Annotated in this window: 12 protein-coding genes; 4 read left to right on the plus strand and 8 right to left on the minus strand. The window is 71.1% G+C overall.

Annotation, left to right across the window (positions count from 1 at the left end; all coding sequences use genetic code 11):
• Positions 1 to 26 precede the first annotated feature (26 nt).
• Positions 27 to 1,193 carry an acyl-CoA dehydrogenase family protein gene (locus LZ199_RS08080; RefSeq protein WP_253993071.1) on the minus strand — a complete coding sequence of 389 codons (1,167 nt, stop codon included), beginning with the start codon at positions 1,191 to 1,193 and terminating at the stop codon, positions 27 to 29.
• An 86-nt stretch (positions 1,194 to 1,279) separates the two neighbouring features.
• Between LZ199_RS08080 and LZ199_RS08085 the strand changes: the two genes are divergently transcribed.
• The gene (locus tag LZ199_RS08085; protein WP_253993072.1) at positions 1,280 to 2,293 is read left to right on the plus strand and encodes an NADP-dependent oxidoreductase; all 1,014 of its coding nucleotides are present in this window, start codon (positions 1,280 to 1,282) and stop codon (positions 2,291 to 2,293) included.
• A 7-nt stretch (positions 2,294 to 2,300) separates the two neighbouring features.
• Here LZ199_RS08085 and LZ199_RS08090 read toward each other — a convergent pair whose 3' ends face one another.
• From LZ199_RS08090 to LZ199_RS08110, 5 genes are all read right to left on the minus strand, one after another.
• Entirely contained in the window at positions 2,301 to 2,630 is a 330-nt protein-coding gene (locus LZ199_RS08090) for a hypothetical protein (RefSeq protein WP_253993073.1), read from the minus strand.
• Positions 2,631 to 2,811: 181 nt separating this feature from the next.
• Positions 2,812 to 3,408 (minus strand): hypothetical protein, encoded by a 597-nt coding sequence (locus LZ199_RS08095; protein WP_253993074.1) that lies wholly within the window; start codon positions 3,406 to 3,408, stop codon positions 2,812 to 2,814.
• Between the two features lie 14 nt (positions 3,409 to 3,422).
• Complete coding sequence (locus LZ199_RS08100; protein ID WP_253993075.1) at positions 3,423 to 6,020, minus strand: BamA/TamA family outer membrane protein; 2,598 nt, start codon at positions 6,018 to 6,020, stop codon at positions 3,423 to 3,425.
• A 267-nt stretch (positions 6,021 to 6,287) separates the two neighbouring features.
• Positions 6,288 to 6,599, minus strand: coding sequence for a hypothetical protein (locus LZ199_RS08105; RefSeq protein ID WP_253993076.1), 312 nt, complete (start codon positions 6,597 to 6,599; stop codon positions 6,288 to 6,290).
• On the minus strand, positions 6,596 to 8,053 hold the full coding sequence (locus LZ199_RS08110) for a DUF6209 family protein (protein WP_253993077.1): 1,458 nt from the start codon (positions 8,051 to 8,053) through the stop codon (positions 6,596 to 6,598). Before LZ199_RS08110 ends, LZ199_RS08105 begins: the two co-directional genes overlap by 4 nt.
• A gap of 185 nt (positions 8,054 to 8,238) precedes the next feature.
• On the opposite strand from LZ199_RS08110, the gene LZ199_RS08115 reads away from it, so the two are divergent.
• On the plus strand, positions 8,239 to 8,730 hold the full coding sequence (locus tag LZ199_RS08115; protein ID WP_253993078.1) for an SgcJ/EcaC family oxidoreductase: 492 nt from the start codon (positions 8,239 to 8,241) through the stop codon (positions 8,728 to 8,730).
• A gap of 25 nt (positions 8,731 to 8,755) precedes the next feature.
• On the opposite strand, the gene LZ199_RS08120 is transcribed toward LZ199_RS08115, so the two are convergent.
• Together LZ199_RS08120 and LZ199_RS08125 are read right to left on the minus strand one after the other, a co-directional pair.
• Positions 8,756 to 10,108, minus strand: a complete 1,353-nt coding sequence (locus LZ199_RS08120) for a sigma-54-dependent transcriptional regulator (RefSeq protein ID WP_253993079.1) — start codon at positions 10,106 to 10,108, stop codon at positions 8,756 to 8,758.
• Positions 10,105 to 11,316 (minus strand): sensor histidine kinase, encoded by a 1,212-nt coding sequence (locus tag LZ199_RS08125; RefSeq protein WP_253993080.1) that lies wholly within the window; start codon positions 11,314 to 11,316, stop codon positions 10,105 to 10,107. The genes LZ199_RS08120 and LZ199_RS08125 overlap by 4 nt, the downstream gene beginning before the upstream one ends.
• A 370-nt stretch (positions 11,317 to 11,686) precedes the next feature.
• Between LZ199_RS08125 and LZ199_RS08130 the strand changes: the two genes are divergently transcribed.
• Together LZ199_RS08130 and LZ199_RS08135 are read left to right on the plus strand one after the other, a co-directional pair.
• Positions 11,687 to 12,835 (plus strand): hypothetical protein, encoded by a 1,149-nt coding sequence (locus LZ199_RS08130; protein ID WP_253993081.1) that lies wholly within the window; start codon positions 11,687 to 11,689, stop codon positions 12,833 to 12,835.
• Between the two features lie 13 nt (positions 12,836 to 12,848).
• Entirely contained in the window at positions 12,849 to 15,017 is a 2,169-nt protein-coding gene (locus tag LZ199_RS08135; RefSeq protein ID WP_253993082.1) for a bifunctional alpha,alpha-trehalose-phosphate synthase (UDP-forming)/trehalose-phosphatase, read from the plus strand.
• The last annotated feature ends 26 nt before the right edge of the window (positions 15,018 to 15,043 follow it).

The raw sequence follows: 15,043 nt of genomic DNA on the forward strand, positions 1-15,043 counted from the left end.
CAGGGAGGCCGGGCCCTCTTTTCTCTCTAAAGCACCGGCGTGGCCGGGTCGAAGCCCAGCAGGATGCCACCGGTGAGCTCCAGCGTGGGCCGCGCCACCATGGCGTGCTGGGTGATGGTGTGCACGTCGCGGAAGCAGCGCTGGAGCGCGCTGGTGTGGAACACGGCGGGGCCACCCGCGGCCTCGTACATGCGGTCCACCGCGCGCGCGGCGCTTCGCGTGGCGTGAGTCATCGCCAGGCGCAGGTCGGCCCTGCCGCGGATGGAGACGGGGCCTCGGGTGGCTTCGTCGTGGAGGGCGTGGATGGTCTCCAGCGCGAAGGCGCGGGACGAGCGCACCTCGGCTTCGGCCTCGGAGATGGCCTCCTGCACGGCGGGGCGCGCGGCCAGCAGCCTTCGCTCCACCACCACCGTCTTCTGCCGGGCCAGGGTGGTCAGCTCGTCGATGGCGCGCCGGGCGATGCCCAGGGCCACGGCGGGGATGCCCAGGCCCAGCAGGCCGAACGGGAAGCCGTACAGCGGGCGAGCGACGCGAGGGGGCGCGAAGAAGGAGAAGCCGTGGTCGTCCGGGACGAAGAGGTCCTTCACCTCCATGTCGCCGCTGCCGGTGCCGCACAGGCCGGAGGCGAACCAGGTGTCGTGGAGCGTGACGTCCCTGGCGGGGAGGAAGAACAGGCGCGTCTCCGGCACGCCCTCTCGCAACATGCGCGGCTTGCCGCCCTCCGTGACGAGGGCGCCGCCCACGAGCCAGTGGCAGTGCCGGCTGCCGCTCGCCCAGGGCCAGCGGCCGGTGACGCGGTGGCCTCCCTCGACGCGCTCGGCGCGGCCCAGGGGCGCGGCCACGCCTCCGGTGATGACGTCCGGCGCGGAGAAGATGGCGCGGCCCACGGGCTCCGGCAGCCACGCGGCCGTCAGCGCGGTGGCGGCGCCAATCATCGCGCTCCAGCCGGCGGCGCCGTCCGCGCGGGAGAGGGCCTCGATGACCTGGAAGGAGAGCGCGGGGTGCAGCTCCAGCCCACCGTAGGTCTCCGGAATCATCATCCGGAAGAAGCCCGCGCGGGTCAGCTCATCGACGAGGTCCTGGGGGAGCTGGCGCGCGGCCTCGATTTCGGCGGAGCGCGCGGACAGGCGCGGCGCGAGCTCCACGGCGGTGGCGAGGAGGGGATGCGCGGGAAGGGGGATGGAACTCGTCATGGGCCGCAGCCTAGGGAGCCCTGCGTCCTGGTTGCCAGCGGGAGGTGGACGGAAGATGGTGGGGAGCCTCGAACCTGGAGCCGCCGATGAGCACCCTCCCGAGCCGTCAAGTCGTCCTCGCTCGCCACATCCCTCGCTTGCCCGAGCCGGAGCACTTCCGCGTGGAGCGCGTGGAGGTGGGAGAGCCCCAGGACGGGGAGCTCCGCGTGAAGACGCTCTTCGCCTCCGTGGACCCGGGCACGCTGGCCCGGTTGGGCGGCGTGGACTCGTATGCGCCGGCCCTCAAGCTGGGTGAGGTCATCGGGAGCGCGGCCGCGGGCGAGGTGCTGGAGTCGCGTGACTCGCGCTACGCCGTGGGCGACGTCGTGGTGGGGAGCTGGGGCTGGCGGGAGCACGCGGTGGTGAGCGCTCGCGGGCTGCGCAAGGCGGAGCCTGGAGCGGAGTCCGTCTCGGCGGAGCTGGGGGTGCTCGGCATCCCCGGGCTGACGGCGTACTTCGGGATTCTCGAGCTGGGCCGTCCCCAGGCCGGTGAGACGGTGCTGGTGTCCTCCGCCGCGGGCGCGGTGGGCTCCATCTCGGGACAAATCGCGAAGCGGCAGGGGGCTCGCGCGGTGGGCATCGCCGGTGGCCCGGAGAAGTGTCGCTGGGTGGTGGAGGCGCTCGGCTTCGATGCCTGCATCGACTACCGCGCGGAAAAGGACCTGGCCGCTGCCATCCGCCGCGAGTGTCCCCAGGGCGTGGGCGTGTACCTGGACAACGTGGGTGGCTCGACGCTGGACGCGGCGCTCACGTGCATGGCGATGAAAGGCAGGGTGGTGGTGTCGGGGCTCGTCGCGGATTACGGCGTGCCACCGGAGGCGCGCGCGGGGTTGAAGAACACGCCGTTCCTCATCATCCAGCGGCTGCGCATGGAGGGCTTCGTGGTGTTCGACTACGCCGCGCGCTTCGGTGAGGCGCGGGCGGAGCTGCGGCGGTGGCTCCAGGACGGAACGCTCCGCCACCGCGAGCACATCGTCGATGGCCTGGAGTCCGCGCCCGCTGTGTTCGCCGGCCTGTTCCGGGGCGAGAACTTCGGGCGCGCGGTGGTCCGCGTCTCTTGAGCCGGAGCTAGCTTCCGCCGGGATGGGTGATGTAGCGCGTGCGCCCGTCGCCGAGGATTTCCACCCGAGGCCCCGCCACCGAGTCCACGGCGATGATGACGATGTCCTTACGCTGGCCCAGCACCACGAGCTCGCTGGGCTCCACGGGGTTCGCATCGCCGCTGGCTCCCTTGGGGAAGAACAGGGCGCGCCCCTTCTCCAGGTAGAGAATGGGGACGTGCGCGCCCGTGTCCTCCACGTCGTCGGGCACGAAGACATGCACCGTGCGCGCGAGCGGCGTCAGGTCCACTCCGCACGAGGTCAGCAGGGCGAGCAGTGGAAGCATCCAGAAACGCATGACGGTCCTCCTGGCCTCGGCGCGGGGCCGGGCCCTCCGTGAATCGTGAAACCCGCGAGTCGCGAGCGGGGCTGTGCCGCCGCGTGAGATGCGAGGGCCTTCGATGGAGACGCGGCCCTCGTCGCCTCAAGGGCCGCGTCGGTGCTTCAGTCGGACCGTGCCGCGTCCAGGTTGTCTTCGCTCAAGTCGGCGGCGTGACGTCGCAGCGTCCCGAGGCCCTCTGGGAGAGGTCCTCCGCCACCGTGCGCAGCAGCGTGCCCGTCACGACGGAGCGGTCTGTCTCTCCCGCCCCGTCCGTCCGCGACAGCCAGGAGGCCATGCGCCCCAGGCTGGCCGCCGTCACGACGTTCAGCTTCACCTCCACCTGGACGATGAGGCGCTCGCCTTCCTCGGGCCGGGCCTCCAGGGTCCACGCGACGCGCTCCAGCTCCAGCGTGGCGGGCCCCTCCGGGAGCGGCCTGCCATCCAGCACATAGCCCTCCCGCGTGAAGACAATCACCTGGGTGAGTCGCGCGCCGTCCACCCGCGTGTTGAACCAGAGCGAGCGGCGCTTCCACAAGGTCAGCTCCACCTCCAGCTTTCCCGCCATCCCCAACCGCACCAGCCGGTCCAGCTCCGCCGAGAGAAAGGCGAAGGCCACCGAGCGCGCCAGCACGCGCCGACCGGAGACGGTGGCGGTGCAGCTGACGCGCGGCTCCTCCGCCCGGGCCCCGGGCGCGAACAGCCCCGCCGCGACCACCAGGGCCGCGCCGAGCGTGCGTCTTGTCCGTTTCCCCATGCGTGTCATGGGCTTCAGAAGGTCCGCACGAAGAACAACCGGGCCTCGGGCGTGGCCGTGGCCTTCTCGTCCGTGCGCCACGCGACATCCACGCGCACGTCGTCGGTGAAGTGGAACGTCCCTCCGAGGCCCAGCCGCGCGTCCTGCCACTCACCCGCGCCGCGCACCGTGCCCAGGTCCGCGAAGACGCCGAAGGCATGCCACCGGTACTCCGCGGTGCCGAGCACCGACACGTCGCCCTTGAACTCCTTGAAGCCGAAGCCTCGCAGCGCGCTCCAGCCACCCAGCGCCTCGCGCTTCTGCTCGGGCAGGTTGTCGCCCCCCGCGCCGCGCAGCCGCAGCCGCAGGCCCGTCTCCCAGCCCGTGGGCACCACCATCGTCACGTCGCCGAGCAGCTTCCAGAAGCGCTCGTCCGGACCCGTCGCGGCGGGCCCCTCGCCCACCTCCAGCGTGACGAAGCCGTGCAGGAACGGGCTGTGTCCCCAGTCTCCATCCCCGTGGAACAGCGGCGTCTCCGGCGTGCGGAACAGCGAGCCCACCTTCGTGTCGCGAGGAGTGCCGCTGGCGTACTCCAGCCGCGCGATGACGGACTGGAAGCGGCCCTCGTCCACCGGCGCGTTGGGGAAGGGAGGCGAGTCGCGGCGGAACAGCGAGAGCGGCGGAGTGAAGCTGCGCAGCGTCTCGTAACGGTCGGAGCGGTACTCGACGCCCGCGAGCCAGTCCTCGGACCAGCGGAACGTCGCGAACGCCGCCACGCCCTTGCGGCGGAAGTAGTCGCGGTCCGGGCGATTCAAGAGCGCCGAGTAGATGGACGAGTCGATGTCACTCATCCGCCACCGGTCCAGCGTGTCCGTGAAGTCGTGCGCCTGTGCGCCCAGCTCCGCGAGGCCCACCGCCGGAATCTCCACGCGCGCGCCGCCCAGCAGGTTCAGCTCGCGCTGACGCTTCGTGCCCTCGGGGTCATCCGGCAGGCGCTGGCCACCCCAGCGCAGGGGGATGAAGGCGGCGGCGTCCAGCGTGGTGTGCAGGCGGTCCTTCGAGTCCCAGATGCGCAGCGAGCCCTCCAGGCCCGGAGCGAACCCCGTCACCTGCGTGTGCACGGGCAGCAGCTCCAGGTCCAGGTCCGGACGGCGCGGACGCACGTGCACGACGAGGCGTCGTCCCTCCAGGGTGATGCCCTCGCCTTTGTCGCCGTGCCGCCAGGACTCGAACAGCTCGCGCCAGCTCAGGTCGAACTCGACCTGCTCACGGCGACGGCGCTCCTTGCGCTGGGCCTCCTGCGTCCGATAGTGGCGCACGCCGTCGGCCGCGCGCTCCTCGACGATGCGCGCGTCACGTCGGCGCGCGGCGTCGTCGGAGTCCTGGTCCACGCTCGCCGCCTGCAGGAAGGGTAAGCGCGACTCCAGCCGCTCCATGGCGCGTCGTGCGTCGCTGCGCAGGAAGACGTCGCCGGCCTTCAGGTCCAGCGCCGCGCGCACCCGGTCCGCGATGGAGCCTTCCACGCCCACCACGTCCACGCTCTCCAGGCGGCCCTCGTCCACGATGATGGTGAGGTGGCCCTTTGGCGTGAGCGTGCCGGACAGGCTCGCGAGCATGTAGCCGTCGCCACGCAGGTCTCGCAGCGCGCGCTGCAGTGCGGCCGTCACTCCGCCGAGGACGAGGCCCGGGCGGTATTCGTCGCGCTCCATCCGCGCGAGCCACTCACGGGGCGGGCGCTGCGGCGGGCAAGGCTTCGTGACGGTCAGCGTCCCGCGCACGCCATTCACGCGCAGGGTGGCGGTGAACTCCTCGTCGTCCTCGTCCTCGTCGGGGAAGCGGGGCGGGAGGCGGAACACCTCGTCGAGGATTTCGGAGCGCTGGATATCCTGAAGCCCCTCCACGTCCACCGACGTGACGACGGGGTTCTCCTCCAGGAGGACTTCCAGGACGATGGGGCCTTGCTCGGGGACGCGCAGGCGCGGCTCCACTCGGGCGAACAGGCCGGTGTGAGCCAGGCGGCGCAGCATCCGCTGGAGATGGCGGGTGTGCAGGGGCGCGCGGGACTCTGCGGGAGGCGAGCCGATGAAGGCGCGCACCTGGTCGTCCGTGAGGCGCTTGAGCCCATGCAGCTCGATGACCTCCGGCGTGAGCGCGCGGCCATCTACGTTCAGCTCGAGCGGATGGAGGATGGCGAGGTCTTCCATCTCCTCGTCCAGGTAGTCCTCGTCGCAGGCCGCGCGCTTCTCCTTCTCGCGCCGACGCTCACGCTCACGCCGGTCCGATGAGCGCTCGTTGCGCGACTCCGTACGCGCCGCGTCGCGTGCGTCCTCTTCGGCTCGCGAGTCGTCGTCCTCCGAGTCACGCTCGCGCTTCGAGCGCTCGTCGCGGGACTCCCGTGCGTCCTCATCGCGCTCGACCTTCGAGGGCGCGGCCTGCGTGCGCCGGGAGAGCGGCAGTGGAAGGCCGGGCTCCTCCTGGGCTGGAGCCATGGCGGGCGCCGCGGAGGTGGGAGGCGGGCCGACAGTGCTGGTGGCGTCGGGCACACCCGCGTCTGGCGCTGGCTGCGCGCTGGCGAGCAGGGAGACGAAGCAGAAGAAGAGCGCGAGGCGGTTCATGCGCAGGGGGCAGAGCACGCCGCGTTCCAGCCGCCGCGTCGGGGCAAGTGCTTGAAAGGACGAGAGCTGGCCAGCCTTGCCGATGTCATGGACACATCCTGATGTCGAATCGAGATGTGATACTGACATCGGGCCCGGCGATTGCCGCGAGCCGCCCGGTGCCCTCGGAGCGCGACTCCGGGTCCGGGTGGCTCAATGACGGCCTCCCGAGGCTCCAGGGCGACCGCGCCGAGCAGGTGGCCCGGCGCGACGCTCGCAGAGGTGCCTGGGGGAGGCAACGGAGGCTCAGCGGGAGTACGCGGCCTCGTTCTCGCTCCACCACTTCAGCCACCCCTGGCGGTTCGCCTCCAGGTTGCCCACCACGCCGTCGCCAAACGTGGTGACGCCGGTGATGCGGCGTAGGGCGGCGCCCCAGAAGACGCTGCCTTCGCGATAGCGCTCGATGATGAGCGGCACCGCGGGCCTTCCCAGCGCCACGAGCGCGTCGAACGACGGGTGCTCCAGGAACACGTAGGGATTGGACGACTCGCGATGCTCCGCGCAGTGCCGCTCCCACTCCTCGGCCAGGGCGTCGAAGCGGGCGCCGGGCGCGCTCATGAGCTGCTCACAGGGGACTGACGGGGACGCACGTAGACTCGCACGGGCTCACCATACGAAGGGCCGGTGAGGTCGTCAGCGCTGTTGTGACGGATGAGCGGCTGGGTGCCAATCTTGCTCGTGAAGCGGCCCTGCTCATCCATCAGCGCGCCGTGTGTCACCTCGAGCGGACCCTTGCCCGTCATCGGCTTGCGGCCGTAGATGACCACCTTCTCCAAGCTGGGGTCGTGGCTCAAGTCCAGCGAGTCCATCGGCTTGTAGCCCTGCTCCGCGTACAGCTTGTCGAAGTCCTCCACGCGCGTGCCCGGCCAGACCCACTCGTCGCGCTTGCCCACCGTCCACGCGATGCAGTTGTAGCGCTCCGACGAAGGGCCGATGCCCACGAACTTGTCGGCGCTCAGGTTGGGGAAGCTCTTGCTCTTGAGCAGCTCGTTCTTCCAGCCCGGCTCGGCGTCGTCGCGCGTGACGCCGACGGAGAACTTGAAGTTCTGTCCGTTGGCCGAGTCCCACGTGGTGTTGTCGTCCGCCTTGCCCCGGAACCAGACCTGCATGTCCGTGGCCTCGAAGGGCACGCGGAACGCCGGCAGGAAGTCGCCGCCCGCGTTGCCGGACTGCCCAGCCTGGAGGTCGAGCGGGAACTCCAGGGGCGGCCCGCCGTTGAAGGACACGCAGGCGACGACGTCGGAGGGCGTCTTGCCGCCCGCGAGCGCCTTGAGGCGGTCCTGGTCATACGCGAGCTGGACCTTGTCTCCGGCGCGCAGCGTGCCATCGACCTGCGTCTTGAAGTCCTCGGTGAAGGACACCGTCGCGCCCTCTTTCGAGGCGACCTGTGCGTCGTTGCTCGGGTCCCACTGGTTGCTGACGCGCCCGTCGGCGCCGGTGGTGCGGAATGAAAGACGCACCAGGCCCGTGGCGTCGGGAGGGAGGGTGAACGTCCCAGGTTGGATGTTCAGCCGGCCATTCGCGTCGCGGCTGCCGTCGGTGAGGGGAATCGCCGTCTCCGTGCCCCCGGGGACCAGCCGCCACACCAGCTCCACCTTCTCGTACTGCGACGAGAAGCGCGCCGGGTCCGCCGTCACCGTCAGCGGCTTGCCCGCCTCGGCGTGGAAGGAGGGGCCTCGACCGGGGCCCGTGGGCAGGCTCACCTGTCCCTGGCCTTCCACGAAGGCGTTGGCCTTGCGGCCGCCCTGCTCGAAGCGGGCCTCGTAGCCGGTGGCCGCGTGGAGCGAGGGCTGGAGGTCGAGCGCCTTCGCGCTCACGGCCGTCGTCGCGGCGGTTCCTCCCAGCAGCGACGCGCTGACCTGGGGACGCGTGGCGCGGGACTCGAACTGGTCGACCACCGCGCGGGCCTGGGGCGCCTTCTCACCGGCGGGGCGAGCCGCGCGCTCACGCTCCAGGCCGGACCCGGGCTGCGTGGCGGGAGTGAATGCGGGGCGGCCAATGCGGTTCGACATGGGGCGGCTCTTCCTGGTGGGGCGACCTGGGGGTGGGTCCGGAGGGATTATCGCACCCGGGGCTTCCCGGGTTTCCTGCCCATTGGGAAACGCGCGGGGAGTGTGGGTGCGGGTGACGCCGGGGCTCGGCTTCGCTCGGGCTTGTGGCAGGCTGCTTGGCCCTCTTCCAAGCAAGGAGCTTCACCGTGATTCGCAGTGTTCCCACCCGGTTGGCCCTGGTGTGCGCGTTGCTGCTGTCCCAGGCCTGTGCGCACGTCGACCACGCGCGGGACGAGCAGGACATTCGTCAGCTGGTGGACGTGCAGACCCAGGCCTGGAACCGCCAGGACGCGGTGGTGTGGTCTCAGGACTTCGCGCCGGACGCGGACTTCATCAACATCGTCGGCACGGTGTTCGAAGGACAGCCGCAGATTCAGGAGCGCCACGCGGCCATCTTCCAGACCATCTTCAAGGGCAGTCAGGACAAGGTCACCATCCGGCGGGTGAGCTTCCCCGTGCGCGACGTGGCCGTGGTGGACACGACGCACGAGGTGACCGGGCATTCGGGTCTGCCTCCGGGTGTCCAGAACACGGAGCCGGGCCTGCTGCGGACCCAGATGCGCTACGTGATGAACCGCGTGAACGGCACGTGGCGCATCGTCGCGGGGCAGAACACCGACGTGAAGCCCCGGCCGTAGTAACGCGGTGACGGTGTCGATGCGCTCAGGCCACCGGGAGCCCGAGCGCCTTGATGCGCCGGTAGAGGTTGCCTCGGTCCACCTGCAACAGCCGCGCGGCACCGGCGATGCTCTCGCCCTCGTGGAGCGCGGCGCGGATGAGTTCCCGCTCGAAGTCCTCCACGTGCTCGCGGTAGCTCTTCTCTCCGAGGCTGGGGCGCGTGGTGGGTACGGCCGCCTGTGGCGCGACGACGGCTTCAGGGCCGAGCGTCAGCGGGCCTCCGCCTCGCAGCAGGTTGAGCCGCTCGATGACGTTGCGCAGCTCGCGCACGTTGCCGGGCCACGGGTAGGCGCGCAGCGCTGTCTCCGCGCCGGGGGCCAGCACGAGTGGTGCTTCCGGTCCGGCGAACTCGGCCGCGAAGGCGCGCGCCAGCGGGAGCAGGTCCTCGAGGCGCTCGCGCAGTGGCGGGATGTGCAGGGGCATGACGTTGAGGCGGAAGAAGAGGTCCTGACGGAAGCGTCCCTCTTTCACCGCGCGGGCCAGTTCCTGATGTGTCGCCGCGAGGATGCGCGCGTCCACGGGCACGGGCACCGAGCCGCCCAGTCGCTCCACTTCGCGCGTCTCCAGCACCCGCAGGAGCTTGGCCTGCAGCTCCAGCGGCATGTCTCCAATCTCGTCGAGGAGCAGCGTGCCGCCGTGGGCCTGCTCGATGCGTCCCGCGCGCCGATTCACCGCGCCGGAGAACGCGCCCTTCTCATGGCCGAACAGCTCGCTCTCCAGCAGCGTGGCGGGAATCGCGGCGCAGTTGACGGCGACGAGCCGGCCCTTGCGTCCCGAGGCGAGGTGCAGCGCTCGCGCGACACGCTCCTTGCCCGTGCCCGTCTCACCGGTGATCAGCACCGCCGTGTCGCTGGGCCCCACGCGCGCGATGAGCTGACGCAGGGCGCTCATGCTGGGGCTGTCTCCCACGAGATGTCCGGGGCGAGCGAGCGCGTCCAGCAATCGCTCGCGTTCCTCCTGGAGCGCGCCGAGCGCCAGGGCGTTGCGCAACGCCGTGACGAGCCGCTCGGGCGAGGGCGGCTTCTCCACGAAGTCCGTGGCGCCGAGCTTCAGGGCCTGCGCGGCCTCCGACGGTGACGCCTCGCCCGACAGGACGACGACGGGCACGGGCAGGGGGCGCGGCAGCCGCGCGAGGAACTCCAGCCCCGTCTCGCCTGGCATGCGCAGGTCGAGCAGCATCATCGCGGGCAGGCCCTCGGGGGATTCGAGGACGCGGGTGGCCTCGGCGGTGGAGCGGGCCTCCACGGGGATGAAGCCCTCGTCGCTCAAGAGGCCACGCAGGGCCTTGAGGACGCCAGGGTCGTCGTCGACGACGAGGATTCGGGGGCCGGGCTTCATGTCGTGGACACGGGGAGCGAAGGGGGAAGGAAGGGCAGCTCCACGCGCGCGAGCGTACCGCCGCCGGGCGCGGGCTCCAGTCGAAGCGTGCCGCCGTGTTCGTGGGTGATTTTCTGGGAGATGGGCAGGCCCAGCCCGCTGCCTTCGGGCTTGGTGCTGAAGAGCCCGCGCGTGAGGGCCGCGCCTTCGAGGACGGCGGAGACACCGCTGCCGCCATCTGTCACGGTGATGCGCACGGTGTGCTCCGTCGCGGCCTCCAGGGCGATTCGCACGGGAGGGGCGCCCTCGGTGGAGGCCTCGGCGGCGTTCTTCACGAGGTTGCCGAACAGGCGACGCAGGCCATCCGGGTCCGCGCGCAGCGAGACGTCCGGACCGGGAAGCAGCTCCACGGGCACGGGCGAGGTCTCCGCGTACAGCGCGCGGATTTCGGAGAGCAGCGGGCGCAGGGGCACGTCCTGGAAGCGCGGGGCGGGCAGACGCGCGAAGGTGGAGAAGCTCTGGGTCATCCGCATCAGCAGTTCCACTTCCTCCTGGAGCAGGGCCACGGACTCGGTGACGCGCGTGGCGTCGGCGGCGGAGCCTGTGTCCGCGCGAGACAGGCGCGCGAGTGAGAGCTTCATCGCGGTGAGGGGATTCTTCAGCTCGTGGGCGAGCGAGCGGGCCACGTCCTGCCATGCGGCGATCTGCTCGGCGGACTTGAGTCGCTCGCGCTGGGCGACCAGCTCCTGGCCCATGCGGTTGAACTGTCCCAGGAGGAACTGAAGCTCGTCCCGGGGCGGGTCCGTGGCGGGCAGCCGCACGGAGAGGTCGCCTCGCGCATAGGCCCACATGCCCTCGGTCAGCGTCGTCACCGGGCGGGTCAGCGCACGGCCGAGCAGCACGGCCGCCACCGCCAGCACGCAGCCCGAGACCAGGACAAGGACGGTGATGAACGCGGGCACGCGCCGCACCAGGGCCCGCCGTGTCAGCTCCGCCTGGGCCAGATGGAGTCGAGCTTCGTCCAGGGAACCGCGAGGCAGGCCCCGGCGCTCCAGGTCCAGGGACACGTCATCCAGCACCGCCTCCACGGGAGCCACGGAGACGGACAGCACCCGCTCCAGCGCGCCTTGGGCCACGATTCCCAGCAGCACCAGGGGGACGAGGCCCGCCAGCAGCATCACCGCCAGCAGCCGGCGGCGGAAGCGAGGGGGCGGGGGAGTCGAGGACATGGCGGACGCGGGCGGGCTCACGGCGGGAGGGCGACAGGCGCACTACGCGGGAGGCGCGCCGCGCTTGCCTCTAGGTTGTATCGCCCTAGCGGCCCATCGCCCAATCCGAGCTTGAGTGCGGAGAGCCTCAGGATAGGGAGGCGACAGGCAAGCTACGAGAGAGGTGTGCCGCGCTTGCCTCGGGCTCTATCGCCCGGCGGGCCTGTCCCTGCGCCCGGCCCTGGCGCTGCTCGCCTCACGGCGGGTCGAAGACAGGTGTGCGACGCGAGAGGCGTGCCGCACATTCCTCGGGCGCGATCGCCCGGCGGCCCGTCGCCCAATCCGAGCCTGGATGCCGGTCGACTTGGGGGCTGATAGCCTCACGGTCCGGATGCCCCGCCTCCTCGCGCCCTCTCAGAGCTGGTTGTTCGGTCCGCGCGTGGACCTCGCCGTCTTCGCCGGAAGCGCGCTCGTCTCCGTGGCCCTCGTCCTCGCGTCGCCGTGGCTCGGGACGGTGGGGGACACGCCTGTGTGGGCGTGGCTCCTGCTCGTCGTCTGCGTGGACGTGGCCCACGTCTGGTCCACGCTGTTCCGCACCTACCTGGACCCGGACGAGCTGCGCCGACGCCCCGGCTTGTATATGGCGGCGCCCCTTGTCGCCTGGGTGGCGGGCGTGCTGGCGCACCAGGTGTCACCGGGCGCGTTCTGGACGCTCTTTGCCTATGTGGCCCTGTTCCACTTCGTCCGTCAGCAGTACGGCTGGGCGGCGCTGTACACGCGCAAGGCCCGCGCCTCTGACTTCGAGCGTCGCCTGGACGCCGCCGCCGTCTACGCCGCCACCGTGGGCCCCGTCGTGTGGTGGCATGCGAACCTGCCGCGCGCGTTCTGGTGGTTCGTGGAGGGAGACTTCCTTCCGGGCCTCCCCACGTGGATGGGCACGCTGGCGCTGGCGCTGCACGCGGTGGTGCTGGTGGCGTGGCTCGGCTTCCAAGTCCTGCGCGTGGCGCGCGGCGAGGGCCTCCAGGTCGGCAAGGTGCTGCTCATCGGCGCCACGTGGGTGACGTGGTTCGGCGGCATCGTCCTGGCGCGCGACGACTTCACCTTCACGGTGATGAACGTGGTGCTGCACGGCGTGCCGTACTTCGCGCTGCTGTTCCGCTACTCGCGCGGACGCGGCGAGGAGGGCCGCTATGGCGCGGCGGGCACCGTGCTCCGCGCGGGGCTCCCCGGCTTCCTCCTGTTCCTCGTCGCGCTGGCGTTCACCGAGGAACTGTTGTGGGACCGCTTCATCTGGCATGACCGGGCCGGCCTCTTTGGAGGCGCGGGCGTGGAGCTCTCTCCGGACCTGCTGGCGCTGGTGGTGCCGCTGCTCGCGCTGCCGCAGGCCACGCACTACGTGCTGGATGCGTTCATCTGGAAACCGGGCCGCGAGCCCGCGCTGTTGGCCCGCCTCGGCTGGGCGCCGCGCGGGGCGCGCGAGGGTCCACCAATCGCCACCTCGCGCGATTCGAAGATGGCCATTCCCGGAGGGAGTGAATAAGGGTCAAGGGCCTATGCCTCGACTCCTGCTCGTCTCCAATCGTCTTCCCGTCACCGTCAAGGTGGAGAAGGACAGCGTCGCCGTGGTGAGCAGTGCCGGCGGACTGGCCACGGGGTTGCGCAGACCGCATGAACGCTCCGGAGGCCAGTGGATTGGCTGGCCCGGCGACATGTCCCGGTTGTCGGAAACCCAACGCGTCAAGGTGGAGGCCCAGTTCGCGGAGCAGCGCTACGTCCCCATCCACCTCACCGCGAGCGAGGTGGGCCGGTACTACGAGGGCTACTCCAACCGGGTCCTCTGGCCGCTGTGCCACTACATGCTGGACCGCATCCCCCGGCAGGACCGCGACTGGGAGGTGTACCGCAAGGTCAACGAGCGCTTCGCTGACCTCACCGCGAAGCAGTACCAGCCGGGCGACACCATCTGGGTGCATGACTACCAGCTCATGCTGGTGCCGGGGCTGTTGCGACAGCGGCTCCCCGAAGCCCGCATCGGCTACTTCCACCACATCCCGTTCCCCTCGTCGGAAATCTTCCGCACGCTGCCCCGGCGCGAGGCGCTGCTGAAGGGCCTGCTCGGCGCGGACCTCATCGGCTTCCACACCGTGAGCTACGTGCGGCACTTCTCCGGCTCGCTGTTGCGCCAGCTCGGCCTGGACACGGATGTGGACCGCATCATGTGGGAAGGGCGGCAGGTGCGCGTGGGCGCCTTCCCCATGGGCATCGACTCGGAGTCCTTCGACACGCTCGCGAGGGAGGAGAACGTGCTGGAGGAGGTGGCCTCCCTGCGGCGCAGCGCGGAGGGCCAGCGCATCCTCCTGGGAATCGACCGGCTCGACTACACCAAGGGCATCCCCCGCAGGCTGCTGGCGGTGCAGCGCGTGCTGGAGCGCGAGCCCTCCTGGCGCGGGCGCCTGCGCTTCATCCAGGTGGCTGTGCCCAGCCGGACGCAGGTGGAGGCGTACGCCACGTACCGCGAGCAGGTGAACGAGCTGGTGGGGCGCATCAATGGCCAGTACGGCACCGTGCAGAACGTGCCGGTGCACTACCTCTACCGCTCCTTCAACGAGAAGCAGCTCGCCGGGCTGTACCGCGCCGCGGACGTCATGCTCGTGACGCCCGTCAGGGACGGCATGAACCTGGTGGCCAAGGAGTTCTGCGCCTCGCGGCCGGACGAGGACGGCGTGCTGGTGCTCAGCGAGTTCGCCGGCGCCGCCGACGAGCTGAACAGGGCGCTCCACGTCAACCCGTACGACGTGGAGACGACGGCGGACGCGATTGAGCAGGCGCTGGAGATGGGCGAGCACGAGCGTCGCGAGCGCATGCGTGCCTTGCGCGCGCAGGTGAGGGCCCACGACGTGCACTGGTGGGTGTCCGCCTTCCTGGGCCGGCTCCAGGGGCTGCCCTCGGTCTCCCTTCGCGACGTGAAGGGGGGCGCGGAGGCGCTGGAGGTCATGAAGTCCGCGAAGCACCTGTCGCTGATGCTCGACTATGACGGGACGCTGGTGGGCTTCGCGTCCCGGCCGGAGCTGGCCGCGCCGGATGACGCCCTGCGCGCGCTGCTGGCGAAGCTGGTGGCGCGGCCGAACACCACGGTGAGCGTGGTCAGCGGCCGGCCCAAGGAGACGCTGGAGGCGTGGTTCGGGAAGTTGCCCATGGGCCTGCACGCGGAGCACGGCCTGTGGTCCCGCCCCAAGCCGTCGGACGGGTGGCGGATGCTGGACGGCGTGACGGCGGAGTGGAAGGACGCCGCGCGCCCCATGCTCGACGAGTTCGCCGCGCGCGTGCCGGGCTCGTTCGTGGAGGAGAAGTCCGCGTCGCTGGCGTGGCACTACCGCCAGGTGGACCCGGAGTTCGGCGCGCTCCAGTCCCGCGAGCTGCGGCTGAAGCTGGCGGAGACCTTCGCCCGTCGGCCCGTGGACATCCTCCCCGGGGACAAGGTGGTGGAGGTGCGGCCCCACGGCGTGAACAAGGGTCGCGTGGTGGACTCGGTGACGCGTCAGCTGGCGCCGGGCACGCTGGTGGTGGCCGTGGGCGATGACCGCACGGACGAGGACATGTTCGCGGCCATGCCCGCGGGCGGGCTCACGATTCACGCGGGCAACAAGCCCTCGCGCGCCACGTATCGCGTCAGCGGTCCGGAGGACGTGCGCAAGCTCCTGGCCGCGCTCGTGGAGTCCTGAGGCCACACCGGAGGGCGACGGCGCGG

It is taken from the genome of Myxococcus qinghaiensis (assembly GCF_024198215.1).
Taxonomy (GTDB): domain Bacteria; phylum Myxococcota; class Myxococcia; order Myxococcales; family Myxococcaceae; genus Myxococcus; species Myxococcus qinghaiensis.